We start from the raw sequence: 26147 nt of genomic DNA on the forward strand, positions 1-26147 counted from the left end.
CCTACTCCGCCGCCTCGGCCATTTCCTCGAACTCCACCGCCGCCAGGAAGCGTTCGGCATCCAGCGCGGCCATGCAGCCGGTGCCGGCCGCCGTCACCGCCTGACGATAGATCTTGTCCGCCACATCGCCGCACGCGAACACGCCTGCGACGTTGGTGCGCGTCGATCCCGTCTCCACTGCGATATAGCCATCGCTGTCGAGGTCGAGATGCCCCCGGAACAGTTCGGTTGCGGGGTGATGGCCGATCGCCACGAAGCCGCCCTCGACATCCAGTCGGCTGTGCTCGCCAGTCACCGTGTCTTCCAGATCGAGCGCGACGAGGCCGGCATTGCCGCCACCATCGACGAATTCGCGGACTTCCTTGTTCCAGAGCACCGTGATGTTCGGATGGGCGTGGAGCCGCTCCTGCAGGATGCGCTCGGCACGCAATGAATCGCGGCGGTGGATCAGCGTCACGTCGTCGGAATGGTTCGTCAGGTACAGCGCCTCCTCGACCGCGGTGTTGCCGCCGCCAATCACCGCGACCTTCTTGCCGCGATAGAAGAATCCGTCGCAGGTGGCGCAGGCGGACACGCCCTTGCCCTTCATGGCGTGTTCGCTGTCCAGCCCCAGCCACTTGGCCTGCGCGCCGGTGGCGATCACCAGCACCTCGCCCTCATACACGTCGCCGCCGTCGCCGATCAGGCGGAACGGCCGACGCGACAGATCGACTTCGACGATCGTGTCCCACATCAGGCGGGTGCCGACATGTTCAGCCTGCTTCTGCATCTGCTCCATCAGCCACGGACCCTGGATCACATCCGCGAAGCCGGGATAATTCTCGACATCGGTCGTCGTCGTCAGCTGGCCGCCGGGCTGGATGCCCTGCACCACGATCGGCGCCATCCCGGCGCGCGCACCATAGATCGCGGCGGACAGGCCGGCCGGACCTGAACCGAGGATAAGCATACGCGTGGTGTGGGTGGTCATCGAACGATCCTGTAGTGTGACGCCCATCTAGTCGTTCGCGCACTGAATTTGAACCGCCCCGCATCGAAACTCGCGCCGCTTCGTTCCGCTTTTAAGCGGAGGACGGCATGAGTGACGACAAGGACGTTGTAATCAAGGAATATACCGCTCCGGCCGGTGGCTGGGGATCGATGAAGGGCATGTCGAAGATCCTGCCCAAAGAAGGCATCAGTCCCGACGTGCTCGATGCGCTCCGTCGCCAGAACAAGCCCGAAGGCGTGATGTGCGTGTCCTGTGCCTGGGGCAAACCGGCCAAGCCGCATATCGCCGAATTCTGCGAAAACGGGGCGAAGGCCACCGCGTGGGAACTGACCAGCCATCGCGTCACGCCCGAATTCTTTCAGAAGCACAGCGTGTCCGAACTTGCTGAGTGGCCGGATTACGATCTGGAACAAGCCGGGCGGCTAACGCATCCGATGAAATACGATGCGGCGACCGACAAATATGTCGCCGTCGGCTGGCAGGAAGCGTTCGACGCGATCGGCGCCAAGCTGAAGACCTGCGACCCCACCAAGGTCGTCCTGTACGCCTCCGGCCGCGCCAGTCTCGAAACGTCGTTCATGTACAGCCTGATGGCGCGGATGTGGGGGCAGCAGAACCTGCCCGATTCGTCGAACATGTGCCACGAGACCACGTCGGTCGGGATGAAGAGCGCGATAGGTTCGCCGGTGGCGACGATCCAGCTTGAGGATTACGACAAGTGCGACGCGATCTTCGTGTTCGGACAGAATGTCGGCACCAACGCGCCGCGGATGCTCCACACATTGCAGGAATGCCGCGAGCGCGGGGTGGAGATCGTCACCTTCAATCCCTTGCGCGAGCGCGGCTGGGAACGCTTCGCCAGTCCGCAGAGTCCGGTGCAGATGACGGTCGGCGCACCGACAAAGATATCCAGCCAATATCATCAGGTGTGCGCCGGCGGCGACATCTCGGCGATGCTCGGCATCTGCAAATATGTGATCGAGGCGGACGACCGCGCGCAGACCGAGGGGGGCGAGCGCATCCTCGACCATCATTTCATCGCGCAACACACCGTCCGCTTCGACGACTTCGCCACCTTTTGTCGCAACGCGCGCTGGGAAGAGATCGTCGATGAAAGCGGCCTGAGCCGCAACGCGATCGAGGGCGCGGCGCGGGTCTATATGAAGGCGGAACGCGTCATCGCCGTGTACGGCATGGGCATCACCCAGCACCGCTATGGCATCGACAGCCTGTACATGATCCTGAACATGCTGTTCCTGCGCGGTAACATCGGTCGTGAGGGTGCCGGCCCCGGCCCGGTGCGCGGCCATAGCAACGTGCAGGGCCAGCGCACCGTCGGCATCACCGAGAAGACCGAACTGGCGCCGGTCGAGCGGCTGAAGGAATTGTTCGAGTTCGAACCGCCGACCGAAAAGGGTTGGGACACGGTCGAAAGCTGCCGCGAGATCATTGCCGGAACCGCGCAGGGTTTCGTTCAGCTCGGCGGCAATTTCCTGCGTGCGACGCCTGAACATGCGGCAATGAAGGAAGGGTGGGCCAAGCTGCCGATCGCGGTCCATATCGCGACCAAGCTCAACAAGAGCCATCTGTATCCGGGCGAAGAATCGTATATCCTCCCCTGCCTCGGCCGGATGGAACAGGACATGCAGACAGGCGGCCGGCAGGCGGTGTCGATGGAGGACTCGTTCAGTCACATCTATGGTTCGGTCGGCAAGGCGACGCCGGCCGCCGAGACGTTGCTGTCCGAACCAGCGATCATCGCCGGCATCGCCAAGGCGCTGCTACCGGACAATCCCAATGTGCCCTGGGATGAATGGGTCGGCGATTACGGTCTCGTCCGCACGGCGATCGAGAACGTCTATCCGGACAAGTTCGCCAATTTCAACGAACGCCTGTTCGTGCCCGGCGGCTTCTGGAAGGGTAATCCCGCGTCCCACCGCGAATGGCAGACCGATAGCGGCAAGGCGGAATTCAACGTGCCCCGGGCGCTGAACGCCAGCGGCTTCGCCGAGAAGGAGGGCAGGTTCCGGTTAGTGACATTGCGGTCCAACGACCAGTTCAACACCACCATCTATGGCTATGACGATCGCTTCCGCGGGATCAAGGGCACGCGGATGGTGGTGATGATGAACCGTGCGGACATCGCCCATCTCGGTATTGCAGACGGCGATACGGTCGCACTGGAAAGCGATGCGGAGGACGGCATCGAACGCGTCGTCGAAGGGCTGCGGGTCGTGGAATACAACATTCCCGAAGGATGCCTGGGTGGATACTATCCCGAGCTGAACTACCTGATCCCGTTGGAACACCATGCGCTGGAAAGCCATGTGCCAGCGGGTAAGTCGGTGCCGGTCAGGGTGAGGATATGACCAGACCGCTGGGCGCCGTGCTGGCCGGTGGCCGGTCGTCGAGGTTCGGCACCGACAAGGCACAGGCCGTACTGGAAGGCCGGACACTGGTCGATCACGCCGTTGCGACGCTGCGGCGACACTGTGACGAGGTGGTGGTGATCGGCAAGCAGGCGGCTGGTTTGCCTGACCTCCCCCGCCCCGGGCTGGGACCATTGGGCGGGATCGCGGCGGCGCTGGATCATGCGGCGACGCACGATTTTCGCTGCGTCTTGACGATCGGTTGCGACATGCCGCGCCTTCCCGATGAATTGATCGAGGCGCTGCTGCATCGCGGCCCGGCCTATTGCGAGGACGCGCCGGTGCTGGGTCACTGGTCATCCGCCTTGGGCGCGCATCTGTTGGCACATATCGAGACGGCGTCGAACCGGTCGGTCAGGGGCTGGGCGGAAAGCGTCGGCGCTTTGCCGATCCGCGCCGCGACCAGTTTGGCCAATGTGAACACACGTGATGATCTTGCCGCGCTGGAAGGCGATATGCTGACCGCATGACGATGCGACCAATGCCCGCGAGCATCATGCGACCGGATGGCATAACGGCGGGCGAGCGATGCGTAGCGGTGGAAGCGCCCGTGTCGATCGAGGTCGATGGCCTTGGCTATGCCGTGATGATGATGACCCCTGCCGATCTGGAGGCCTTCGCGATCGGCTTCATGCTGACCGAGCGACTGGCCGACACCGTCGCCGATGTCGTCGCCGTGGAGCCGTTCGAAACGGAGGCGGGCTGGATCGTCCGCATCGCCCTGGCCGATCGCTGCCGCAACCGTATCCATGACCGGGTGCGGCATCGGACCAGCGATACGAGCTGCGGCCTGTGCGGGATCGCAGGGCTGGAGCAGCTTCATCGACCTGCGCCGATGGCGCCGCGTCCCGATGTGACCCGAGAAGCCCTGTTTGCCGCGCTGAAGAACCTGCGCGATCACCAGCCGCTCAACGCCGCTACGGGGGCTGTCCACGCTGCCACCGTCTGTAATCGTCAGGGAGAGGTTGTAGCAGCTTATGAGGATGTCGGGCGACATAACGCACTGGACAAACTCGTCGGCGGGCTGGCGGGACGCGGCGTGGACGGGTTCATTCTCGTCACATCGCGGATCAGCTTCGAGATGGTCGACAAGGCGTTGATAGCGGGCGCTCCGCTGCTCGTCGGCGTATCGGCGCCCACCAGCATGGCGATCGCCCATGCCGCCGCCCACGGCCTGACGCTGATCGCGCTGGCCCGGCGGGACGCGATGCTCGTCGTCAACGATCCATGGAAAAGGTTCGCGAGTGGTAGCGAAGGAGGGACTTGAACCCCCGACCCCAGGATTATGATTCCCGTGCTCTAACCAGCTGAGCTACTTCGCCCCAAGAGGCATGTTCACTCGCGAGCGGCGCCTATAGGAAGCGTCGCGGAGGCGGTCAAGCGAACATATGCCGTGACAGCGCTTCCCATGGACCACCGCGATACCACCACGTCGCCAGCCCCGTGAGTTCGACCGGGCGCGGACGGAAATCCTTGGCCAGTCGGTCGAGCAACAGCTTCGCGACATTCGGCGTCACCTTGTTCTGGATGGTGACGTGAGGCCGCCATCCACCGGCATCCTGTGGCGTCAACAGCCCGGCGAACGCATCGACAAGGTCATGACGGATCGCCGCCAGTCCCGGTGCATCGAGCCGGTACGCGACACCTCGACCCAGCGACATCAGTCCGGCGATCCGTACGTCTGGCGCACGGACGGCGCGCGTGGCCTGGGTCAGTCGATGCTTCAACTCATCGGCTGCGGATGGCGGTAGGTGATGAAACAGCGTGCAATGCGCCGACAGCACGTTCCGCTCGGGTGGAAAGAACTCCGCCCGCTGGGCATCGAACCAGCCCTGATCCGACCGTCCGAATAGAGCGGTCACGATAATCGGCGCAGGGATCGGCGCTGCTGGAAAATCGCCCGTCAAATCTCGACCTGACTGCCCAGCTCGACCACGCGATTCGACGGCAGGCGGAAAAACTCCATCGCGCTTTCCGCGTTGCGCAGCATCCACGCAAACAGCTTCTCGCGCCATAGCGCCATGCCGGGCCGTTCGGACGCGATCAGCGTCTGGCGAGACAGGAAGAAGCTGGTGTCCATCATCTTTACCTCGGCACCCGGACCATAGGCGTTCTTCAATGCGAACGGTACGTTTGGCTCCTCCATGAAGCCGAAGCGCAATACGACCCGGTGGAAGCCATGGCCAAGTTCCTCATGCTTCACCCGCTCCGCATCCGGCCAGTAAGGCTGATCGGCGATCGCGACGGTCAACAGGATGATGCGGTCGTGCAGCACCTTGTTGTGCTTCAGGTTGTGGAGCAGCGCATGCGGCACTCCCTCGGCGGTGGAGGTCATGAACACCGCGGTTCCCGGCACCCGGCTGGCCGAGGTGGCGGCCGAGGCGATGAACACCTTGATCGGCATCGCCGCATCGCGCAGCCGGTCGATCATCAGCTTGCGCCCGGTCGACCAGGTCGTGAGCGCCGTGAACACGACCGCGCCCACCAACAGCGGGAACCAGCCGCCATCGGGCACCTTCGTCAGGTTCGATGCGAAATACGCGCCGTCGATCAGCAGGAACAGGCCGACGAACAGCCACGTCGCCCATGCCGGCCATTGCCATACCCGCCGGATCAGCACGCCGACCATGAAGGTGCTGATGAACATCGTCCCCGTCACGGCGATGCCATACGCCGCCGCCAGATTGGACGATTCGCGAAAGCCGAAGATCAGCAGCAGCACCATGACCATCAACGCCCAGTTAACGACCGGGATGTAGATCTGTCCCGCTTCGGCCGCACTGGTATGCTCGATGCGCAAACGCGGCATCAGACCCAGTTGCACCGCCTGTTGCACGACGGAGAACGCGCCGGTGATCACCGCCTGGCTGGCGATGACGGTGGCCATGGTCGACAGGATGACCAGCGGCAGGCGCCAGTCCTCCGACGCCATCAGGAAGAAGGGGTTTTTCGCAGCGTCGGGCTGATCGAGCAGCAGCGCCCCCTGCCCCAGATAATTCACCATCAGGGCGGGGAAGACGAGATACAGCCACGCTACTTCGATCGGGCGACGGCCGAAATGGCCCATGTCGGCGTAAAGCGCCTCTGCCCCCGTCACGGCCAACACGACGGAACCCAGCGCCAGAAACGCCAGCATTCCGTCCGTCATGACGAACCGGACCGCCCAGCGCGGGTCGATCGCCATCAGGATATCAGGCCGGCCAAGAATATTGATGACGCCCAGCACCGTCAGCGTCATGAAATAAACGAGCATGATCGGGCCGAAAAATCGCCCGACCCGCGCCGTGCCGCTCGACTGGATGTAGAACAGGCCCATCAGAATCACGACCGCGATCGGGATGACGAACGCGTTGAACCCCTGCTCCACGGTCGCCAATCCCTCGACCGCCGACAGCACCGACACGGCGGGCGTGATCATGCAGTCGCCGAAGAACAGCGCCGTCGCCAGCACGCCGAGGATCACGAGGCTCGGGCCCCATCGCCCGCCACCCGTCCGCCGCTGGATCAGCGCCAGCAGCGCAAGACTGCCGCCTTCGCCGTTATTGTCGGCACGCAGGATGATGAGCACGTATTTCAACGTGACGATCATCGCCAGCGACCAGAAGATCAGGCTGACGACGCCGAAGATATGGAGTTGATCGACCGCCAGCGGATGATGGCCGACGAACACCTCCTTCATCGCATACAGCGGGCTGGTGCCGATATCGCCATAGACGACCCCGATCGCGCCGAGCGCCAGCTTGGCCAGTCCCTGTTTGGGATGATGCTGATAGCCATCGGCGGCCGTGCCGAGGGCCGCTGAAGTCTTGCTGGTGGAGGTGCTCACGGGCGGATCGATCGATCCGCGATGCGGGGTGCCATACCGCAGGCAAACGACGCACTATCAGGTGCTGACATGAACGCGCGATTAGCATGGTCGCCGAACACCCGCAACGGGACAACATGGTTGCCGCACGTTATAGCGCCAGCATCAGAACAAAAGAGAGGTTACCATGAAGATCGGCGTTCCCAAGGAAATCAAGAATCACGAATATCGCGTGGGACTGACGCCACCATCGGTCGCCGAACTGGTCGCGGCCGGACATGAGGTGGTGGTCGAAACGAAGGCTGGTGCGGGCATCGATTTCGAGGATGCCGATTACCGAGCGGCGGGCGCGACCATCCTGCCGGATGCCCGATCCGTCTTCGCCGGCGCCGAGATGATCGTGAAGGTGAAGGAACCGCAGGCCAGCGAGATCGCCCTGCTGGAGCCACGCCACCTGCTGTTCACCTATCTGCACCTTGCAGCCGACAAGCCGCAGGCGGAAGGGTTGATGGCGTCGGGCGCAACCTGCATCGCGTATGAGACGGTGACGGCGCAGGGCGGCGGCCTGCCATTGCTGAAGCCGATGTCGGAGGTCGCAGGGCGCATGTCGGTGCAGGTGGGCGCCCACTATCTGGAGAAGGAACAGGGCGGTCGCGGGGTGTTGCTGGGCGGCGTGCCGGGCGTGGCGCCGGCCAAGGTCGCGATTCTGGGCGGCGGTGTGTCGGGCATCAATGCCGCGCAGATGGCGGTCGGGATGCGGGCCGATGTAACGATCTATGACCTGAACATGGCCCGGCTTGCCGAACTGGACATGTTCTTCTCCAGCCAGATCAAGACCGCCTATGCCAGCAAGGCGGCCATCGCGGCGGCGGTGAAGAACGCGCATCTGGTGATCGGTGCGGTTCTGGTACCGGGGGCCGCCGCGCCGAAGCTGGTAACGCGTGAGATGCTGAAGACGATGAAGCGCGGCAGCGTACTGGTCGATATCGCGATCGATCAGGGCGGCTGTTTCGAGACGTCGCACGCCACGACGCATGAGGACCCGGTGTTCGAGGTCGATGGCGTGATCCATTATTGCGTCGCGAACATGCCCGGCGCGGTGGCGCGGACGTCGGCGTTCGCACTTAACAACGCGACGCTGCCCTTTGCGGTGAAGCTCGCCAATCTGGGTGCCGACGCGGCGATGGCGGCCGACCCGCATCTGGCGGCGGGTCTCAATGTATCGGGTGGCAAGATTCGCCATGCAGCCGTTGCCGAGGCGCTCGATCTGCCGCTGAACTGACTCACCAGAAGCGGAACACATTGTGAACAGGGGTGTTGGTCAACCGGAAGGATTTTTGCGATGACCGACACCCCGAACCCGAAGACCGAAACCTTTTCCAATGCCGAGAAGGACCCCGACGACTGGACCACCGGCGACGAGCCGATGACCGGCGCACAGGCCAGCTACCTCAAGACCTTGAGCGAAGAAGCGCATGAGGAATTCGACGACAAGCTGAGCAAGGCGGACGCCTCGAAGCGGATCGATGAGTTGCAGGCAAAAACAGGACGTGGCGCGTCCTGATCGTTCAGCGGTCCAGCATCTGCCGGAGATTGTCGATCAGCGCGAGCCGTTCGACAATTGCCGGTCTATAGACAGCGTCGGGTGCCGTCAGCGACAGTGCCCGACGCCATGAAGCCTCAGCCCCATCGACATCGCCGGCACGTGCGAGAGCCATTCCCCGAAAGAACGGTGGCCCGGGATGACGTGGATCAAGCTGGGCAGCGTGACTAAAGGCCAGCGCCGCCGCCGGCGATAGCTGACCATGGTCATGCCGGGCGATCGCGTCGCCGAGCGCCGTCCACAGTTGCACGCTTTTCGGCGAGTTGCGGATGCCGCCCAGAATAGTCTGCACTTCGTATCGCGACGATCCATTGCGCGACAGCGCATCGGCTGCCGTCAGATACGCCCCCTCGGCACCGAAGCGACCGAACATCTGACCGCGGATATCGGTAATCGCCGGATCGGTGGCCAGCGTCTCGCCGGCTGGTATCGCAAGCTGTGCAGGAAGATCGGGTCGGCATTGCAGCGCATATCCGGTCGCGCCCAGCATCAACGCGGCGCCGACCATCGACCACACCAGTCGCGGCAGGCGCAGCAGCACCAACGCGACAAACGCCGCCGCCATCATGATCACGAGCGCCAGCCAGCCCATCAACGTCGCCGCCTGAAACTGGCTCGGGCGATCCACACACCCAGCCCGAGAAGCAGGACCGGCGTCGCCCACAACAGCGACGTCGCCGCGGACAGCGGCGGGTCATAGGAGATATAGTCGCCGTATCGCCCGATCAGCCAGTCGCGGATCGCGATCGGCGATTCGCCGGCCTGAATGCGCTGACGAACCAGAGCGCGCATGTCGCCCGCCATCGTCGCATCGCTGTCTGCAATCGACTGGCCCTGACAGACGACGCAGCGCAGCGTTTCCATCAACGCCTTTGCCGCCGCCTCCTGCGTCGGATCGGCAAGCTGCGTGTCGGCGAGCGCCGCGGGCGCGGTCGATTGAGCGAGCGCGATGGCCGGCGACAGGGCCAGAACGATGGGTAGTAATATCCTCACCGCAGTTTCCGAAAATCGGCGAGGATCTCGTCGACCTGCTCTGGCCGGATATCGCCGACATATTGCCGCACGACGATGCCCTTGCCGTCGATCAGGAACGTCTCCGGCACGCCGGACGAGCCGAGCGACAATTGCACCGCGCTGACCCGGTCGTCGCCGATCCGTGCATAAGGATCGCCGACACGCGCCAGGAACCGGCGGATCGCCGGTGTCGTATCGCGAATCGCGATAGCGTCGATCGGTACGCCCGCTGCCTTCAGGCGCATCAACTGCGGAGCCTCCGCCACGCATGGCACGCACCAACTGGCGAACACGTTCAACAGGCGCGGCCCCTGCCCCGCCATCGCCGCGCTCGACAGACCCGGCTTGCCGGGAATCAGCGGCGGCAGCGAAAACGCCGGCAACGGCTTGCCGATCAGCGCCGACCGTACCGTCCGATCGGCCGGTCGCATCAAACCCGATGCGACGACCGCGAAGAGCAGAGCGAAGCCGACCAGCGGCAGCCAGAGTACACGCCGCGTCACAGCCACGCCGGTTCCGGCCGGGAACGGCGGCGCGGCCGCACTCGCCCAAGCAGCGACAGCGCACCGCCCAATGCCACCAACACGCCGCCGAACCAGATCAGCGTCACGAACGGTTTCCACCACAACCGCAACTGCCAGCGCCCCCGGCCATCCGCCACGCCCAGCACGGTATATAGCTGACCATCCAGCACGGTCGCGATCGCCGACTCGCTGGTCGTCGTCGGCGGATCGGTGAAGGTGCGCGATTGCGGGTACAGGCGTCGCGATCCACCATCGCGGGTCACGGTCAATTGCGCCTGCAACGCCGACCAATTGTCCGCCACCACGGGCGAAATGCCGTCCAGCGTCACCCGGTATGGCCCGATCCGCGTTGCGTCACCCGGTCTGAGGGCGATCAGGCGCTCGGCGGTGAAGGCGGCGTCACACGCCATGCCTGCCAGTGATACGGCAATGCCCAGATGCGCGATGACCATCCCCCAGGTGAATAGCGGCGTCCGGCGCAGATCACGCTTCCACAAGGGCGCGACGCTCGCCACCGCCAGACCCGTCGCCGCGCTCAGTCCCAGCAGCGGCAGCACACCGATCGGCATCGCGAACACGATCAGCCCTGCAAAGGCAAAGGCCGTCGCGGCGATCGGCCAGGTCGCCCGCGCGATCACCGCCTGCGCCTCATCCCGTCGCCAGCGCAGCAGCGGGCCGACCGCCATGATCGCCACGAGCAGCAACGCGATCGGTCCCGCCGCCTTGTTGAAGAACGGCGGCCCCACGGACAATTGCACGCCGAAACCGGCGGCGACGATCGGGTAAAGCGTACCGATCAACACGATGCCGAGGATCACCGACAGCAACAGGTTGTTGGCGACCAGCCCGCCCTCGCGACTGACCGGATCGAACATCGTCCCCTGCCGCACCGTCCCGACACGCGCGGCAAACAGCACCAGCGCTCCGCCGATATAGATGACCAGGAGCGCGAGGATGAACGCCCCCCGACGCGGGTCGACCGCAAAGGCATGGACGCTGGTCAGGATGCCCGATCGGACAAGGAACGTGCCCAGCATCGACATCGAGAACGCGACCACCGCCAGCATCACCGTCCACGCACGCAAGCCGTCGCGCGTCGCCAGCACCGTCACCGAATGGAGCAACGCGGTCGCCGCCAGCCACGGCATCAGTGATGCATTCTCGACCGGGTCCCAGAACCACCAGCCACCCCAGCCGAGTTCGTAATAGGCCCAATAGCTGCCCGCCGTGATCCCCAGCGTCAGGAATATCCACGCGCCCAGCACCCAAGGCCGCATCGCCCGCGCGAACTCGCGCCCCACGTCGCGCGTCACCAGCGCACCGACCGCAAACGAGAACGCCACCGACAGTCCGACATAACCGGCGTAAAGCGTCGGTGGGTGGAATGCCAGGCCGGGGTCCTGCAACAGCGGGTTCAACCCCATGCCATCGGCCGGTGCCGGCTCCAGCCGGGCGAACGGGTTCGACGCGAACAACAGGAACGCATAAAAGCCCAGCGCGATCGCCGCCTGCGCGCCAAGCGTCGCGATTAGGGTTCGTTCCGGTAGCCGTCGTTCCAGCAAGGCGACCGCACCGCCGGCAAGACCGAGGATCGTCACCCACAGCAGCATCGATCCCTCGTGGTTGCCCCACGCGCCGGCCACTTTGTACAGCCACGGCTTGGCGGAATGGCTGTTCGCCGCGACCAGCGCGACCGACATGTCCGATCGCCAGAACACCGCGATCAACACGCCCATCGCCACGATCGCCAATACGCCCTGGACTACCGCCACCGGCCGGACCGCCGCCATGACCTCGCCGTTGCCCTTCAGCCCCAGCGCCGCCATCAGGAGTTGCAGGGCAGCGAGCGCCGCCGCCAGCCACAATGCGGCAAGACCGGCTTCAGCGAGCAAGCGTCGTCGTTTCGTGCATCTTGCCGGCCAGTTCGGGCGGCATGTACTTCTCGTCATGCTTGGCCAGCAGATTGGTCGCGACGAACGCGCCGGTCGATTGGAATTGCCCCTCGGCCACGACCCCCGATCGCTCACGGAACAGGTCCGGGACGATTCCGGCGAAAGTGACGGGCGTCGTCGCCCGACCATCGGTCACCACGAAGTGTACGGTCACGCCATCCGCCGCTCGCTTCACCGAGCCTGCCTCGACCATGCCGCCCAGCCGTACGGCCCGTCCCAGCGGCAAGCCTTCGCGCTGCACGTCGGACGGGGCGTAGAAGAACGCGGCCTGATCCTTGAGCGCCGATAGCGCCAGCAGGGCCGCGACACCGACCGCGGCCAGCGCCAGCAACACTAATGTCAGCCGCTGATTCTTGGCCCTCATCGCTCGGCCCGCTTCATCGCGAGATAACTGACGACAACGAGCAAGGCCGCACCGCCCAGCGTGACGGCATAAGCGGCGGCGACGAATGGCCAGGGGTTCATATGCGCGCCATCCGTCGCAACCGCGCCTCGGCCTTCGCCGTCGCGAGCATCGTCCGCATCCGCATTAGTACGATCCCGGCGAACAGGAAGGAGAAGCCTGCCAGCATGATCGGCAGCGGCCACAGGATCGATCCGGCAATGGTGGATTTCGTCAAACCGATGCTCGGTCCCTGATGCAGTGTGTTCCACCATACCACCGAATACCGGATAATCGGCAACAGGATCGTTCCTGCCAGTCCGAACAACGCCGGTACGCGGCCATCGCCGCCCCGATCGTTATCGGCACGGGCCAGCGCGATATAGGCGACATAGACGAAGAACAGCAGCAGCATCGACGTCAGCCGCCCATCCCATTGCCACCATGTCCCCCAGGTCGGTCGTCCCCAGATCGATCCGGTGACTAGGCAGATGCCGGCGAACACCGCTCCCGGCACGGCGATCGCTCGCGCCGCAATCGTCGCCAGAGGATGGCGCCAGATCAGGAGCGCGATCGACGACAGGGCAATACCGCTCCACCCGCCCATGCCCAGCCATGCGGCCGGGACATGAATGTAGAGGATGCGCACCGTCTCGCCCTGCAGATAATCCGGCGGCGTCTGCGTCAGCCCCGCCCAGCAGCCAATCGCGATCAGCGCGATACCGGCCCAGACCAGCATCGGCGTCAACGGCCGGGCGATCGTCAGGAAGCGCGCAGGATTGGCGAAGGCATGAAGCGTGGGCACGATACGCAAATTATTACGGCAGATTTTCGCCGTCGTCACGCGCGAGTTGCGTCATCACAAAGACCAACGGGCACCCCGACGATAAATCCTCTGACGGAAGAGCATCGAAGCCCGACCGGACTTAACGCCCGATCAGCCGCTGTGCGATCTGGTCGGCGACATCCGACGCCGGCAGCCCCGACCGTTCGCTCTCCGCCCAAACCTCGTTCAGTCGCTCGGGGATCTTCGCGATGCGTGCCATCACCTCGGCCTCGTCGCCATGGCCGAGATATTCAAGGCCGACATTGATGATGCCGCCCGCATTGATGACATAATCGGGTGCATACAGGATGCCGCGCTCGTGCACGCGCAAGCCATCGGCGCGTGTGGCGAGCTGGTTGTTCGCACCGCCCGCGATTACTCTGGCAGTGAGTTCGCCGATCGATTGCTCGGTCAGGATCGCGCCCAGGGCATTCGGGCTGAACAGGTCGACGTCCTGCACCAGGATCGCCTCCGCCGGCACCGACGTCGCGCCCAGTTCGGCGGCCAGCGCCTGCGCGCGGCCTTCGTTCACGTCCGCCAGCGTCAGGATCGCGCCGTCCTTTGCCAGCAACCGGGCCAAGCCGCCACCGACCGAACCGACGCCCTGAACGGCGACGCGCACGCCCTTCATGTCGGTTGCGCCGAGACCGCGCGCAGCGGCCGCCTTCACGCCGAGATATACGCCGTGCGCCGTATACGGACCCGGATCGCCGCCCGCCGCACCGCTCGCCACCGGCAATCCGGAGACGTAGCGCGTCTGGCCTGCAATCACCTTCATCCGCGCTTCGGACATGCCGACATCTTCGGCGGTCACATATTTGCCGCCGAGCGATTCGACGACGCGGCCAAAGGCTTCGAGTTGATCGGTGGTGATCGTGTCGCCGGGGTTCGCCGCCAGCACGACCCCCTTGCCGCCGCCAAGCTCCAGACCGGCCATCGCGTTCTTGAAGCTCATGCCGCGCGACAGGCGCAGTGCGTCGGTGATCGCGCGGTCGCTGTCGGCATAATGCCAGAAGCGGACGCCGCCCGCAGCCGGACCCAGCTTGGTGGAGTGGATCGCGATGACCGCCCTCAACCCGGATACGGGATCGGTGAAGAGATGGACGCCCTCATGGTCGTCGAAATCGGGGAAACCCCAGTCATGGGTCATCGCGAATGTCCGGGGGGAGGAGAGATAGTGGGGCGACCGACGGGACTTGAACCCGCAACTTCCGGCATCACAAGCCGACGCTCTAACCAATTGAACTACGGTCGCCGCGAAGGTTGGAGCCTCTAGCGGCACGACCCGCCGACCGTCAAGCGGTCACAGACGTCCTTCGACCGAAAGAGCATATCCGTCACCACCACGCACGAAACCCGCCGCCTCCAGTCGCGTCGCCGCGACGGGATCGCCAGGCCGTATCGACAGGTCGGCGCGGTACCGGCCGTTGCCACCGATGCGCAGCGTGACCGACTCCGTTCCCGCCTGACTCGACAGCGGCAACACCAGCGCCCCCGAATCGCATCGCGCCACGCCAGCGACGGAGGGCGGCACACCGATGCCGGCGACATCCCCCGTCAGCGCCGCACGTACCCGTCCCTCGGCCGCGATGCAGCGATCGTCCTCGAACCGTACCGTTACGTCATCCAGATCGAGGCTGGTGACCGGCAACGGCTGAAACGCGCGCCCCGTGGCGATCCGTGCCGTCATCCCGCCGATGCCGTAGCCATGACGGCTGACAAAAGCATTGCCCGACAGCGGCGGAGCGCCGGTGCCGCCCGGCCCGGTCAGCATCATCGTCGCCCGCCCGGTCAACAAGGGCAACGGCGACAGACGGGCCGACAGATCGCCCATCGCCAGATCGCCGAATTGCGCCTCACGCAGCGTCGATCCCCAGATCGTTCCGGTCACCGACCGCGCCAGCAGCCCCTGTTCGCCTGCGCCCGCCCAACCCAGCACCAGTCGCATCGGCAGGAACACGATCAGACAGATCAGCAGCATCGCACCGAACAGCACGGCCGGCGCGGTGGACAGTCGAATACGCCTCATGCCGCCCGCCGCCGCAAGACCAAGCGACCGGCCACGGTACGGTCGCCATTATCGGTGAGGGTCGCGCTTTCCACGACGATCCCTGCCCGTTCCAGTCGAGCCAGCCATGCAGTCAAGGCAGATCCCTTCGCGGACTGGATGGATATACGGACGCCGTCATTGCCGTCGGGATCGAGACTTGCCAGCGGGAACCCGGCCTGATCGGCGCGGGCGCGAACCGCATCCGCCAGCGATCCGGTCAGGAGCGGCATCCGCGCGGCCCGCGCATCACGCAGCGCATCGACCCGCGCTGCGGTTTCGCCGAACCGCACGACGGCCGCCGCATGCCGTTCCCGCGCCCCCGCCATCATATCGCTCATCGGCCGGATCACGAGTCCCCAGACGATCGTGACCGCGGCCAGCGCCGCCATCACCAGCAGCAACCGCTGCTCGCGTTTCGACCGGCCATCGAACCAGCTACGTAATGCAGTCATCGGGCGCGCACCGTCATCTCACCGGTCACCCGATTGCCGGATGCCTGAAACACGCTCGCCTGCACGGCGAAACCCGCCGCCTCCAGCGCACGTTTCAGGTCGGTCGCCAACGCCTCACGCTCGGTCGCGACGGTCAGGCGCAGATCGCCATTGGCGGCGAAGTCGATCGCGGTCACTTCGGTCCCCGGAACGGCGCGGACCGCCGCAAAGGCGGCGGCGGTCGTGGTGGAAAAGCCCAGCCCCGGCCCAATCACGCGACCGGTCCGCTCACTCAACTGGCGATCGGCATCTGTCACCGTCTCGCCCCGCGGCAATCCGGTCGCGGCCAGCGCATCCGCCCGCGCCTCCAGCGCATCGGCGGCAAAACGGTATTTGGCCAGCCGGACGAGCGAGATCGCCAGCGTCACGCCAACGATCGCCACGCCCAACACCGCCAATCGCCGGATCAACCGCCAATCGACGGCCAGACGACGTCGCCGCGCGAACATTCCCTGCCGCAGGTCGAGGGAGGGCGACAGGGCGGCGGCAGCGATCGCCTGATCCAGCGGCTCATGCGCCAGCGGGGTCAACGACTGGCCCATCGTCACCAGTTCGGTCAGCCGCGTCTCGTCGGCGAAACCACTGGTCCGTCCCCGCACCAGCGCCTGTCCGGCGATCGTCGCCTGCCAATACCCCTCGTCCGGGCGCGGCAACAGCAGCGGGGCGGGCACCATCGCGACCGGATCGACGCCGACGCGCGCCAGCATCTCCAGCCAGTCGCGCATCGCGGCTGTTCCGACGACGGCGATCGGCCGGTCGGTGCCGTCCGATTTGTCCTCTTGCCCGATTGCGACGTGTAGCTCGCCCGGCGGCGCAGCGCTGGCCTCTGCGGCAAGGATGCGCGCGGCGGCGGTGGCCTGAGCGGTGGAGCGGGTCGGCAGGTCGGCCCAGTGCAGGGTCACCGCATCGGCAGGCGCCACCGCGATCACCGGGTCTTCGCCGGCGGGAATGCCATCGCCGCGCGCCATCAGGCCGACATCGCCGAATCGCATCCAGCGGAAGCCGATGTCACCGGCGGGAAGGAACAGGAGCGTGGTCATGTGTCTTCCCCCCATTGCCGCGCCACGAGCCGCACGGGAAGCCTTGTCGCATCGACCAATGCACGTTCTTCCAGTTGCGCCCCCGGAATCGCCACATCGATCGCCAGATTGAACCACTCCGAACGCGTGCCGAGTTGGTTCGCGCCAACCGTCGGAGAGCCGGTCCCTTCCCACACCTGCGCCGGATTGCCCCATCCTTGCAACGGCCGACGCAGCAACATCTGTCGGGCGGCATCCACCGACACGGTATCCTGCGCCAGCATCGCGAGCAAAGGCGCCTGTTCGGGCAACAGCGTGTTCACGTTCATCCGCGCCGGCAATGCCTGCGGCAAGGTGCAGATCCAGGGCCGAACCTGTGCGTAGATATCCGGCGTCACACCGGCGATCGCGCGCAATTCGCTGGGATCCCCCATCAGCGTACCGGCGGTGCGATACCCGACCTGTTGGCCGGTATAACGCGCGTCCTCCGCCCCGTTCGCCTGTTGGTCGGCGTCGGTATCAATCCAGTCGGAGGCGCCCGCCGCGATCTGATCCGCCACCTGCGTGGGCACGCCGATCAATCGCATCAACCGGGTGAACTGCGCCCGCTGTGCCGGATTGCTGGAATAGACGCTGCCGGTTCGCAGGACGAGCCCGTTGAGGTTGAAGCAATTGGCACCATCGGTGACACGCGCGGTCGCCATGCCGCCGCCGGGCAGCGGAAAGCCGAACGGTCTCCCGCTCCATCCGCCGGCCAGGGTCACCCGCTGGCGATTGGCGTTCAGCAAGCCTCCGATCCGCACCGCCGCCATCGCCTCCGCCGCCACGGCATAGGCGCGAGCCTGTTCGGTATTGGCGGCATTGCCCGCCAGTCGCGTCGACAGGCGCAGCTTTTCCAGCGCCGCCCCCGCCATCACGGCGATTACCGCGACCAGCATCAGCACGGTGAGCAATGCCGCACCGCGCTGTCGGGAAGGGAAATCAGTTGGCACCGGGGTTCGCCGGTGTCGGCGTGGGAGGCGGCGTCGCACCGGGAGCAGACCCTGGCAACGTGCCGCTATAGCCGGTCCCGACGAGGAACATCGCGCGGTAACTAAGCCGCTCGCCCCGATCGAACGTCAGTTCCACCGCCTGTGGCAGAGGAATGCCCGACGCTCCGTCCCATCGGTCGCTCCAGGCACCGGCATAGCGATACCGCCAGCGCAGGCTGCGCACGCCCGCCAGCATCGTCGTCGGCGGCAAGGCCACCGCGCCGTCGAGATGCGGATAGCCGATCCGTACCAGCGTGCCGTCGGCGATCTGCCAGAACACCTTCTGCTCGCCTGCCCGCGGGGCGGCATCGATATTGGTCCAGCCACCGCGTACCAGTTCCAGCGTCGTCGCTTCACCGACGAATGCAGGGCGCAGCGTGCCGCCCTCATCGCGCACGGCGCGGGTATTCGCCTGGGCGAGGTCCGCCGACAGGGCGGAGACGGTCCGCGCCAGCGCCGAGGCATCGTCCAGCCGCGTGGCGGTAGCGGCCTGCGCACGGATGCTGAACGACAGGATCGCGACACCGGCAGCAGCGATCATGCCGAAGATCATCAGCGCGACCATCACCTCGACCAGGGTGAAGCCGCGCTCTGACTGAGAACGGTTCATGACGACACGCCGACGACCGCCGCCGCTGCGCTCGGCGGCCGGATCATCATGATGCGGCCGACCACCTGGCCGGTGCGGTTGGCGACCGCTACGTCGATCCGCACGACCGTGGGATCGCCGGTCGGCGACACCTGCCGCGTCCAGCCCCACGCGCGACCGCCGTTCACTTCGGCGCCGCTGGTTCGGCCCAGTGCGGGCGGTTGTGCCTCCGTCAGCGCGTCGAGCGCGACGTTGCGGGCGACGATCTGTGCGACCATCGCTTCGTCGATCAGGCCGGCACCCCGCACGGTGGCGCTTTCCAGTCGGACGAGCGCCAGCACCGCGAGGCTGAACACTGCCAGCGCGACCATGATCTCGATCAGGGTGAACCCACGCTCATTGCGCATCGGCGCGCACCTCGCCATCCGCCCCGATACGGACCAGCGCATCTACGCCACTGCGCGTCAGACGGATATCGATGCTGCGATCGGCGATGCCGGTGGGGTCGAAGGTCACGCGCACCCGGCCACTCGCATCCGGCAGGATTGCCCGCGTATCTTCCGACCAGCGCTCCACCCGCAGCGGCTTTTCAGCGACGGGCCGCCACGTGCCGCCGAGGCGCCGGTCGAAGCCATAACCGCCGCCGGTCACCCACAGGCTGACCGGTCGCGCCTCGACCACCGCTATGTCGCGGGCCGCGCGGACGCGGGCGGCAAAGCGCAATCCTTCATCCAGCACCCGCCCGCGCGGATCGGGCATCGCGAATGCCGCCACGGCGGACGCCAGTCCGATGATGGTGATGACCACCATCAGCTCCACCAGCGTAAATCCGCCCTGCCGCGCATCGGCGCGACCGGTTGGCGTCAGGCGGCGGTTACTGCCAGCTACCGATATCGGCATTGATCCCCTCGCCGCCTTCCTTGCCGTCGGCGCCATAGGTCCAGACGTCGGCCTCGCCATGCTGGCCGGGCGAGGCATAGAGATACGGGCGACCCCATGGATCGTCGGGCAAACGCTTCAGATATCCGCCCTGTTGATAACGCGACGGATCGGCGAGGCCAGACGGCGCCGTTACCAGCGCCTGCAGCCCTTCAGTCGTCGTTGGAAAGTTCACGTTCTGCAGTTTGAACAGTTCCAGCCCACCCTCGATCTGCGCGATGTCGGCCTTTGCCTTCTGGATACGCGCGGTATCGCCCGATGGCAGCACGTTGAGCGCGACGATCGTGGCGAGCAGGCCGATGATGACGATCACGACCATCAGCTCGACCAGCGTGAAGCCGTGTTCGGCGGAACGCCTGACGGGCGTGAAGCCTTGTTCACGGCGGCGGTTCTTCTTCGATTCGGTACGCATGAAACCTCTCATTGGCGCCTAGCCCCCGGCCAGCGTGTTGAGCTGAAGGATCGGCAGCAGGATCGATAGCACGATCGTCGCGACGATACCGCCCATCACGACGATGATCGCTGGCTCCAGCAGCGACAGCGCAGTGGCGGTGAAACGGTCGAATTCGCGTTCCAGATAATCGGCGGCTCGTTCCAGCATCTCATCCAGCCGCCCCGCCGCCTCGCCCGACGCCGCCAGATAGGTGAGCAAGGGCGGGAACACCCCCGCCCGCCGCATCGCCGCCGACAGACTGCCACCGCCACGGATCGCATCGACCAGATCGTCGGAGGCCACGCGCAGCCGGCGATTGTGGATCGTGCCGGCTGTCAGCGTCAGCCCTTCCAGCAGCGGCAACCGGCTGGCCACCATCGTGCCCAACGTCCGCGCCATCCGTGCGGCATGGAGATCGCGCAACAACCGGCCGATCAGGGGGATGCGAAGCAGCCAGCTATCGAACGACAGGCGGATCGACGGCTCCTTCAGCAAACGCCACATCGCAACCCCGCCCAGCGCCAGCGCGATGAGCATCACCCACCACCAGCCGACGAGGAAGTCCGACAGGGCGATTACCATCCGCGTCAGCAGCGGCAATTCCTGTCCGACCGTATCGAACTGCTCGACCACCTGAGGCACGACGAACATCATAAGTGCGGTGACGACACCTAGCGCGACGATCGCAAGGATCGCCGGATAGGCGAGCGCGGTAATCAGCTTGCCGCGAATCTCCGCCTGCCGTTCCAGCAGCGCGGCCAGCCGATCGAGGATCGTCGGCAGCGTGCCGGAGCTTTCGCCTGCCGCTACCATCGCGCGGTACAGCGGCGGGAAACTCTTTGGCTCGCGCGCCATCGAATCGGCCAGTCGTCGCCCCTCGACCACGCCGGCATGAACGATGCTGACGATGCCGCGTACATTGTCCTGCTCGGTCTGCTTGGTAATGGTGCGGAGTGACTCCTCCAGCGGTGATACCCGGTTAAGCGTCGCGAGCTGGCGCGTGAACAGCGTCAGATGCTTCACGCTCATCTTGGCGCGGCCCAGTTGCAGACCGAAGAGCGGCCGGCCGCGCACGGCCGGCGGCGACCCGGGCTCGATCTTGACGATGTACAGTTTCTGCCGGCCGAGCGACACGCGCGCGGCATCCAGATCGGGGGCAGCGACATGGCCGCGCTTCTCGGCGCCGCGCGTGTCGATCGCGATATAGTCGAAATCTGCCATCGACTATGCGATGCCACGACCGACGACGGCCTTACGCATCCACCGGCTCCGGCACGTCGGTCATATCACGCCGCGAGACGCGCACGGCCTCTTCCGGTGTCGTCTGGCCGGCGCGGACCAGATCGCGCGCCGCGTTCGCAAGATCGGGGACGCGGCGGAATGCATGGTCTGCGATCGCCTGCTCGTCGCCGCCCTCGTTGATGAGACGGCGGATCGTGTCATCGACGCGTACCGCTTCGTACACGCCGATCCGGCCCTTGTATCCGCTATGGCTGCACTGGTCGCAGCCGACGGCGGTGTATACGGTTTCCGTCGGTTCCAGCCCCAGCAACAGCGCCACCGTTCCCGCCGCCGGCACCGGCTTGCGGCACGCCGGGCACAGCCGCCGCACCAGCCGCTGCGCCACGACGGCGCGCAGGGTGGAGGCGAGCAGGAATGGCTCGACCTTCATGTCGCGCATCCGGGTGATCGCGCCGATCGCGTCGTTGGTGTGAACGGTCGACAGCACCAGATGCCCGGTCAACGATGCCTGCACCGCGATCTCCGCCGTCTCGCGATCGCGGATTTCGCCGACCATCACCACGTCGGGGTCCTGCCGCAGGATCGCACGCAGGCCCGCCGCAAAGGTAAGCCCGACCTTGGAATTGACCTGCGTCTGGCCGATGCCATCGACGGCATATTCCACCGGGTCCTCGACGGTCAGGATATTGCGGCTGCCGTCATTCAACAGGCGCAAACTCGCGTAAAGGCTGGTGGTCTTGCCCGACCCCGTCGGCCCGGTAACGAGCACGATTCCGTTTGGCTCGGCCAGCACCTCCTGCCAGATTTTCAGCATCGCCGGCGGCATCCCCAGCGCATCGAGATCGATGCCGGCATTGTCCTTGTCCAGGATACGCAACACCACCCGCTCGCCTGCCCGGCTGGGCAAGGTCGAAACGCGGACGTCGAGCAGCTTGCCGCCCAGCGTCAGGCCCATGCGTCCGTCCTGCGGAACCCGTCGCTCGGCGATGTCGAGACGTGCCATCACCTTGATGCGGCTTACCACCACGGGCGCGACATGCGGCGGCATCCGCATCGTTTCGCGCAGTACGCCGTCGATCCGCATGCGCACGACGAGGCCGGTTTCGTATGGCTCGATATGGATATCCGACACGCCGTTGCGCGTCGCATCGGCGATGACGCCGTTGATGAGGCGGATCGCCGGTGCATCGTCGGCGGTGTCGAGCAGGTCTTCGGCCGTCGGCAGGTCGCCTGCCAGCAGGTCGAGTTCGTCACCCATGCCGACCGCGGCCAGCGCGGTCGCCTGACCATCCATCGCATAGGCATCCGACAGCAACCGGTCGAACGCCGGCGCATCGACGATCGTGACGTCGAACGGCTGCGCCAGATATCGCCGCGCCTCCAACAACGCCTTGGGATCGGCACCGTCGCGCAGAGCCACGGTGAACGGCGCATCGGGGCCGGTCGGCTGCACCACCACACCGAACTTGCGCGCAAAGCCATAAGGCAGCGCCAGTTGCGGCACGACGACATCGCTGACGCCCGGTTCGGGCGCCAACAGGTCGGCGCTCGCGATCGTCGCCTCGTCCGTGTTCCCACCGGCTATGGGCGGCAGCGACGGCGGCGGCGCCATCTCGTTGCCCTGACGGATGATCATTGCCGTTCGGGCCGGATCGACATCGACGACCGGGTCTGTACCGGCACCGCGATCTTCGGGTCCTCGATATTACCTGCCATCGGTGCGGAAGGGATCGGCGGCGCGGCGTTCATGTAATCACGCACCAGCTGGTCGATCGATGGCTCCACCCCCGGCTGGGCATAGCCCTGCACCGCGCGCAGATAGCCATATCGCTGCTCGGTCACGCGGCGACTGTCCGCGGCGGTGCGCAGGATGGTGGGGCGGATGAAGACCATCAGATTGGTCTTCGTGCGGCTGCGCGCCTTCGACCGGAACAACGCGCCCAGCCCCGGAATGTCGCCCAGCAGCGGGATTTTCTCGATCGTACGGCGCTCGTTGTCATCGAGCAGCCCGCCGATCACGGTGATCTGGCCGTCATCGGGGGTGAAGACGTTCTCGAACGCGCGTTTGTTCAGGATCAGTTCGCTATTGTCGCTCGACACCGGCCCCGCGATCGAGCTGACCTCCAGCCGGACATAGAGCTTCAGCGAGCCGCCAGCATTCACCTGCGGCTTCACGTCGAGCTGGATGCCGACATTCTGGCGTTGCACGGTACGGAACGCGTTGTCGAAATTGTTCGACAACGCCTGTCCCGTCGTTACCGGAATCTCCTGCCCGACCAAACTGTGCGCCTGCTGGTTGTCGAGCGTGATGAGGTGCGGAACCTGCAACAGGTTTGACGTATTATCAGATTTCACCGCGTTGACGATCGCGCCGAAGATCGTGTCGCCGATCTGTCCACCCCAGCCCGCGAAGCCACCGCTGGCGCTGAGAATCGAGCCGATCGCCGACTGGGTCAACGCCGCCGAAGCCGGATCCGGCGTGCGGGTGGTAGTCCGCGATCCGTCTGCGCCGACCACGGTCGTCTCGGTGCCGCCGATACTGCGTGCGCCAATCGCACCGGCGATCGACAGGATGTTGGGCGCGGTATTCGTGAACGTCGATGCACCGAATGCACCGCCGGACAGATTGCCGAGCAGGAACTGAGCGCCCAGCCGCTTCACCGTCGCGTCGGACACCTCGGCGATGATCGCCTCGATCAACACCTGCTCGCGGCGGGTATCGAGCTGACGCACCACTTCCGACAATTGACGCTGGACCTCGGCAGGTGCGGCGATGACGATCGCGTTGGCGCCGGTGAAGCGGGTGACGACAGCCTGTACGCGGCTGCCCGGCTGCGAGATCGGTGCCTGCTGCCCATTGGCGGTCGTATTGCTGCCACCGCCGCCGCCGGAAACCTGCGGAGTCTGCTGGATCGCCTGCGGCTGGACGTTGCTGCCGGTCGATCCGCTGGTCGAGTTGCTCTGCTGGAACGTCCCGCGGGACAGCGTCGTCGTCTGGATCGGATCGGGGGTCTGGCCGACGAGCTGCTGGAGAACGGGCAGCAATTGCTCCGCGTCGGCGTTTTCCAGGAACACGACTTTGATCTCGGTGCCGCTCCTCGCCTTGCGATCCAGATCGGCCGCCACCGCCGCCAGTCGTGCGACGCTCGACGCATCACCACGCAGCGCGATCGAATTCGAGCTTTCTATCGCCACCACGGATACGCCGCTGCCACCGGCCGCCGCCTGACCACCGCCGCCGCCCGATGTCGCGCCACCGGCGCCGCTGGCCAGCGACTGTAGCGCCGTCGCGATCTCGCGCGCGCTGGAGTTGCGCAAGGCGACGACGCGGGTCGTGCTGCTGTCGGTATCGATGCGCCGTATCACTTCGCGGATACGTCGGATGTTGTCGGCAAAATCGACGATGACCAGACTGTTGCCACCGCGATTGGCGGTGACCGCCCCCTGCGCACTGACCAGCGGCCGCACGGTTTCGACCGCGCTGGGCGCATCGATCGATCGCAGGCGAACGATCTCGGTCACGAAGCTATTACGCGCCGCGCCGCCCGATCCGATCCGGCTCGGCTGTGCGGCGGCATTGTCGATCGGCTGGATACGCAGCGCGCCATTGCCGGTCGGCACGGCGACCAGGCCATTGGCACGCAACGTCGACAGGAAAACCTCGAAATATTCGGAGCGCGACAGCGGCCGGTCGGTCACCACCGTCACCTTGCCCGCCACCCGCGCGTCGATGATGAACGTCCGGCCCGTGACGCGCGCGGCGTCGGCGATGAAGGCGCGGATATCGGCATCGCGGACGTTCAGCGTCGTCTGCGCCACCACCGGCGATGCCGCCGCCATGATCATGGCCGCCGGAACGAGAGAAGGAAGTTTCATCGAGTGGGAGCCGCTATCGTGATGGCGAGCGGCAGCGTTTCCTGCCCACGCTCGACGGTGATGGGAATATTGCCGCCGCCCGAAAAATCGGTGGCGACACGGTCTAGATCGGCAGGACTGGATACGGGTCGGCCACCGATCGCGGTGATGACGTCGCCATCGCGCAAGCCCGCCATGCGAAACGCCTGCCCCGTACCCTGCGATCGGACGGCAAGGCCACTGACCCGGCCGCCGTCCAGCCGCGGGATGAAGCCGATTTCCTGCCGCAACTGACCGATGCCGATCGCTGGAGCGCCGCCGCCGGGACGTGGTGTCGACCCGCCCGGCACCATCGGCACGGTCGCCGGCGGTCCGTTGCCGGGCATGCCGTCCGGTGGCGGCGGCGTCTGACCGGACTGATCGAGGAACAGATCCTCGTCCACGCCGCCACGATCGAGCGTGATATGATCGAACGACACCGCCTTCAGCCGGACGCCGGGCTGGATTTCATCGCCCACCGCCACGCTTTGCTGCACGCCGTCAGGTCCCGCGATGATCGCCGAGCCACGCCCCGTCGCCTCGTCCAGCCGGGTGCCGAACAGCGTCAACTGCAACGCGGTGACCGTGGACGGTCCGGTCTGCGCACCCTGTAACCGGAAGAATGGATCGAAGCTGGTCAGCAAGCCGATCGGCGAGCCGGGCACCGTGACCCCTGCCGGACGCCAGTCACCCAGCGGCCCGACCGGCGTCACCAAAACCCACAACAACCGCGCGCACTGAACCGCCAGCCCCGCCATCAGTGCGAGTTCCGCCACCGAATAGACGTTCACTACGGGCAATCGCCGCAGCAGGCGCCGGGCGCGCGCGTCGAGCTTCAATCGCATTCCATACCCATCCCGCCCCGCACGCTGGCGCTTAACCATGGCATGTTACCGCTTTACGTCAAAGGTCTGAAACGAAAAGAAGCTGGCG

The 26147-nt window shown here is 65.7% G+C and carries 27 protein-coding genes and 2 tRNA genes; 5 read left to right on the forward strand and 24 right to left on the reverse strand.

The window, feature by feature from the left end; all coding sequences use genetic code 11:
- Position 1: 1 nt before the first annotated feature.
- On the reverse strand, positions 2-970 hold the full coding sequence (gene trxB, locus JAO74_RS15400) for a thioredoxin-disulfide reductase (RefSeq protein ID WP_199040087.1): 969 nt from the start codon (positions 968-970) through the stop codon (positions 2-4).
- 107 nt (positions 971-1077) lie between these two features.
- Between trxB and JAO74_RS15405 the strand changes: the two genes are divergently transcribed.
- From JAO74_RS15405 to fdhD, 3 genes are read left to right on the forward strand one after another with little or no spacing between them, the layout of a single operon-like run.
- On the forward strand, positions 1078-3360 hold the full coding sequence (locus JAO74_RS15405; RefSeq protein ID WP_199040090.1) for an FdhF/YdeP family oxidoreductase: 2283 nt from the start codon (positions 1078-1080) through the stop codon (positions 3358-3360).
- Positions 3357-3890 carry a molybdenum cofactor guanylyltransferase gene (gene mobA, locus JAO74_RS15410; RefSeq protein WP_199040092.1) on the forward strand — a complete coding sequence of 178 codons (534 nt, stop codon included), beginning with the start codon at positions 3357-3359 and terminating at the stop codon, positions 3888-3890. Before JAO74_RS15405 ends, mobA begins: the two co-directional genes overlap by 4 nt.
- 11 nt (positions 3891-3901) lie before the next feature.
- Positions 3902-4687 carry a formate dehydrogenase accessory sulfurtransferase FdhD gene (gene fdhD / locus JAO74_RS15415; RefSeq protein ID WP_233151071.1) on the forward strand — a complete coding sequence of 262 codons (786 nt, stop codon included), beginning with the start codon at positions 3902-3904 and terminating at the stop codon, positions 4685-4687.
- Here fdhD and JAO74_RS15420 read toward each other — a convergent pair.
- The 3 genes from JAO74_RS15420 to JAO74_RS15430 form a co-directional block, all read right to left on the reverse strand.
- A tRNA-Met gene (locus JAO74_RS15420) sits at positions 4666-4742 on the reverse strand. The two genes, fdhD and JAO74_RS15420, sit on opposite strands and share 22 nt — an antisense overlap.
- Before the next feature lie 54 nt (positions 4743-4796).
- Entirely contained in the window at positions 4797-5282 is a 486-nt protein-coding gene (locus tag JAO74_RS15425; protein ID WP_332908827.1) for a 2'-5' RNA ligase family protein, read from the reverse strand.
- Between the two features lie 41 nt (positions 5283-5323).
- Positions 5324-7168: a potassium transporter Kup gene (locus JAO74_RS15430; protein WP_233151084.1), complete on the reverse strand. Its 1845-nt coding sequence runs from the start codon at positions 7166-7168 to the stop codon at positions 5324-5326.
- 244 nt (positions 7169-7412) lie between these two features.
- Here JAO74_RS15430 and ald point away from each other — a divergent pair, with 244 nt between their 5' ends.
- Both ald and JAO74_RS15440 read left to right on the forward strand, forming a co-directional pair.
- Positions 7413-8507, forward strand: coding sequence for an alanine dehydrogenase (ald, locus tag JAO74_RS15435; protein ID WP_199040101.1), 1095 nt, complete (start codon positions 7413-7415; stop codon positions 8505-8507).
- Between the two features lie 60 nt (positions 8508-8567).
- Entirely contained in the window at positions 8568-8789 is a 222-nt protein-coding gene (locus JAO74_RS15440) for a DUF3072 domain-containing protein (RefSeq protein WP_199040103.1), read from the forward strand.
- A gap of 4 nt (positions 8790-8793) precedes the next feature.
- On the opposite strand, the gene JAO74_RS15445 is transcribed toward JAO74_RS15440, so the two are convergent.
- The 20 genes from JAO74_RS15445 to JAO74_RS15540 form a co-directional block, all read right to left on the reverse strand.
- Positions 8794-9456 carry a tetratricopeptide repeat protein gene (locus JAO74_RS15445; RefSeq protein WP_332908828.1) on the reverse strand — a complete coding sequence of 221 codons (663 nt, stop codon included), beginning with the start codon at positions 9454-9456 and terminating at the stop codon, positions 8794-8796.
- Entirely contained in the window at positions 9420-9821 is a 402-nt protein-coding gene (locus JAO74_RS15450; protein ID WP_463607491.1) for a cytochrome c-type biogenesis protein, read from the reverse strand. Before JAO74_RS15450 ends, JAO74_RS15445 begins: the two co-directional genes overlap by 37 nt.
- Positions 9818-10345 carry a DsbE family thiol:disulfide interchange protein gene (locus JAO74_RS15455; protein ID WP_199040321.1) on the reverse strand — a complete coding sequence of 176 codons (528 nt, stop codon included), beginning with the start codon at positions 10343-10345 and terminating at the stop codon, positions 9818-9820. The genes JAO74_RS15450 and JAO74_RS15455 overlap by 4 nt, the downstream gene beginning before the upstream one ends.
- On the reverse strand, positions 10342-12258 hold the full coding sequence (locus JAO74_RS15460; RefSeq protein WP_199040106.1) for a heme lyase CcmF/NrfE family subunit: 1917 nt from the start codon (positions 12256-12258) through the stop codon (positions 10342-10344). The genes JAO74_RS15455 and JAO74_RS15460 overlap by 4 nt, the downstream gene beginning before the upstream one ends.
- Positions 12248-12682, reverse strand: a complete 435-nt coding sequence (ccmE, locus tag JAO74_RS15465) for a cytochrome c maturation protein CcmE (protein ID WP_199040109.1) — start codon at positions 12680-12682, stop codon at positions 12248-12250. The genes JAO74_RS15460 and ccmE overlap by 11 nt, the downstream gene beginning before the upstream one ends.
- Before the next feature lie 97 nt (positions 12683-12779).
- Positions 12780-13505, reverse strand: a complete 726-nt coding sequence (gene ccmC / locus JAO74_RS15470) for a heme ABC transporter permease CcmC (protein WP_199040119.1) — start codon at positions 13503-13505, stop codon at positions 12780-12782.
- 121 nt (positions 13506-13626) lie between these two features.
- Complete coding sequence (locus JAO74_RS15475) at positions 13627-14676, reverse strand: Leu/Phe/Val dehydrogenase (RefSeq protein ID WP_199040121.1); 1050 nt, start codon at positions 14674-14676, stop codon at positions 13627-13629.
- Between the two features lie 28 nt (positions 14677-14704).
- A tRNA-His gene (locus JAO74_RS15480) sits at positions 14705-14781 on the reverse strand.
- Between the two features lie 48 nt (positions 14782-14829).
- Complete coding sequence (gene gspN / locus JAO74_RS15485; RefSeq protein WP_199040137.1) at positions 14830-15555, reverse strand: type II secretion system protein N; 726 nt, start codon at positions 15553-15555, stop codon at positions 14830-14832.
- A complete protein-coding gene (gene gspM, locus JAO74_RS15490) occupies positions 15552-16028 on the reverse strand; it encodes a type II secretion system protein GspM (RefSeq protein WP_199040140.1) in 477 nt (158 codons plus the stop codon). The genes gspN and gspM overlap by 4 nt, the downstream gene beginning before the upstream one ends.
- A complete protein-coding gene (gene gspL / locus JAO74_RS15495) occupies positions 16025-17107 on the reverse strand; it encodes a type II secretion system protein GspL (RefSeq protein WP_199040143.1) in 1083 nt (360 codons plus the stop codon). Before gspL ends, gspM begins: the two co-directional genes overlap by 4 nt.
- Complete coding sequence (gene gspK / locus JAO74_RS15500) at positions 17104-18078, reverse strand: type II secretion system minor pseudopilin GspK (protein ID WP_332908829.1); 975 nt, start codon at positions 18076-18078, stop codon at positions 17104-17106. The genes gspL and gspK overlap by 4 nt, the downstream gene beginning before the upstream one ends.
- Positions 18068-18727 (reverse strand): type II secretion system minor pseudopilin GspJ, encoded by a 660-nt coding sequence (gspJ, locus tag JAO74_RS15505; RefSeq protein WP_199040146.1) that lies wholly within the window; start codon positions 18725-18727, stop codon positions 18068-18070. The genes gspK and gspJ overlap by 11 nt, the downstream gene beginning before the upstream one ends.
- A complete protein-coding gene (gene gspI / locus JAO74_RS15510; protein WP_199040149.1) occupies positions 18724-19113 on the reverse strand; it encodes a type II secretion system minor pseudopilin GspI in 390 nt (129 codons plus the stop codon). Before gspI ends, gspJ begins: the two co-directional genes overlap by 4 nt.
- A complete protein-coding gene (locus tag JAO74_RS15515) occupies positions 19103-19606 on the reverse strand; it encodes a GspH/FimT family pseudopilin (protein WP_199040152.1) in 504 nt (167 codons plus the stop codon). Before JAO74_RS15515 ends, gspI begins: the two co-directional genes overlap by 11 nt.
- On the reverse strand, positions 19581-20057 hold the full coding sequence (gene gspG, locus JAO74_RS15520) for a type II secretion system major pseudopilin GspG (protein WP_199040155.1): 477 nt from the start codon (positions 20055-20057) through the stop codon (positions 19581-19583). Before gspG ends, JAO74_RS15515 begins: the two co-directional genes overlap by 26 nt.
- 18 nt (positions 20058-20075) lie before the next feature.
- Entirely contained in the window at positions 20076-21299 is a 1224-nt protein-coding gene (gene gspF / locus JAO74_RS15525; RefSeq protein ID WP_199040158.1) for a type II secretion system inner membrane protein GspF, read from the reverse strand.
- A 31-nt stretch (positions 21300-21330) separates the two neighbouring features.
- Positions 21331-22956 carry a GspE/PulE family protein gene (locus tag JAO74_RS15530; protein WP_416194318.1) on the reverse strand — a complete coding sequence of 542 codons (1626 nt, stop codon included), beginning with the start codon at positions 22954-22956 and terminating at the stop codon, positions 21331-21333.
- The gene (gene gspD / locus JAO74_RS15535) at positions 22953-25196 is read right to left on the reverse strand and encodes a type II secretion system secretin GspD (protein ID WP_199040161.1); all 2244 of its coding nucleotides are present in this window, start codon (positions 25194-25196) and stop codon (positions 22953-22955) included. Before gspD ends, JAO74_RS15530 begins: the two co-directional genes overlap by 4 nt.
- The gene (locus JAO74_RS15540) at positions 25193-26059 is read right to left on the reverse strand and encodes a type II secretion system protein N (protein ID WP_199040164.1); all 867 of its coding nucleotides are present in this window, start codon (positions 26057-26059) and stop codon (positions 25193-25195) included. Before JAO74_RS15540 ends, gspD begins: the two co-directional genes overlap by 4 nt.
- Positions 26060-26147 lie beyond the last annotated feature (88 nt).

This window comes from Sphingomonas mollis, from assembly GCF_016427505.1.
GTDB classification, from domain to species: Bacteria; Pseudomonadota; Alphaproteobacteria; order Sphingomonadales; family Sphingomonadaceae; genus Sphingomonas; species Sphingomonas mollis.

Excerpts from the sequence above, each read along its gene's own strand:
- trxB (WP_199040087.1), bottom strand. The coding sequence starts at position 970 with ATGACCACCCACACCACGCGTATGCTTATCCTCGGTTCAGGTCCGGCC.
- JAO74_RS15405 (WP_199040090.1), top strand. The coding sequence starts at position 1,078 with ATGAGTGACGACAAGGACGTTGTAATCAAGGAATATACCGCTCCGGCC.
- mobA (WP_199040092.1), top strand. The coding sequence starts at position 3,357 with ATGACCAGACCGCTGGGCGCCGTGCTGGCCGGTGGCCGGTCGTCGAGG.
- fdhD (WP_233151071.1), top strand. The coding sequence starts at position 3,902 with ATGCCCGCGAGCATCATGCGACCGGATGGCATAACGGCGGGCGAGCGA.
- ald (WP_199040101.1), top strand. The coding sequence starts at position 7,413 with ATGAAGATCGGCGTTCCCAAGGAAATCAAGAATCACGAATATCGCGTG.
- JAO74_RS15440 (WP_199040103.1), top strand. The coding sequence starts at position 8,568 with ATGACCGACACCCCGAACCCGAAGACCGAAACCTTTTCCAATGCCGAG.
- ccmE (WP_199040109.1), bottom strand. The coding sequence starts at position 12,682 with ATGAGGGCCAAGAATCAGCGGCTGACATTAGTGTTGCTGGCGCTGGCC.
- JAO74_RS15475 (WP_199040121.1), bottom strand. The coding sequence starts at position 14,676 with ATGACCCATGACTGGGGTTTCCCCGATTTCGACGACCATGAGGGCGTC.
- gspN (WP_199040137.1), bottom strand. The coding sequence starts at position 15,555 with ATGAGGCGTATTCGACTGTCCACCGCGCCGGCCGTGCTGTTCGGTGCG.
- gspM (WP_199040140.1), bottom strand. The coding sequence starts at position 16,028 with ATGACTGCATTACGTAGCTGGTTCGATGGCCGGTCGAAACGCGAGCAG.
- gspL (WP_199040143.1), bottom strand. The coding sequence starts at position 17,107 with ATGACCACGCTCCTGTTCCTTCCCGCCGGTGACATCGGCTTCCGCTGG.
- gspJ (WP_199040146.1), bottom strand. The coding sequence starts at position 18,727 with ATGAACCGTTCTCAGTCAGAGCGCGGCTTCACCCTGGTCGAGGTGATG.
- gspI (WP_199040149.1), bottom strand. The coding sequence starts at position 19,113 with ATGCGCAATGAGCGTGGGTTCACCCTGATCGAGATCATGGTCGCGCTG.
- JAO74_RS15515 (WP_199040152.1), bottom strand. The coding sequence starts at position 19,606 with ATGCCGATATCGGTAGCTGGCAGTAACCGCCGCCTGACGCCAACCGGT.
- gspG (WP_199040155.1), bottom strand. The coding sequence starts at position 20,057 with ATGCGTACCGAATCGAAGAAGAACCGCCGCCGTGAACAAGGCTTCACG.
- gspF (WP_199040158.1), bottom strand. The coding sequence starts at position 21,299 with ATGGCAGATTTCGACTATATCGCGATCGACACGCGCGGCGCCGAGAAG.
- JAO74_RS15530 (WP_416194318.1), bottom strand. The coding sequence starts at position 22,956 with ATGATCATCCGTCAGGGCAACGAGATGGCGCCGCCGCCGTCGCTGCCG.
- gspD (WP_199040161.1), bottom strand. The coding sequence starts at position 25,196 with ATGAAACTTCCTTCTCTCGTTCCGGCGGCCATGATCATGGCGGCGGCA.
- JAO74_RS15540 (WP_199040164.1), bottom strand. The coding sequence starts at position 26,059 with ATGCGATTGAAGCTCGACGCGCGCGCCCGGCGCCTGCTGCGGCGATTG.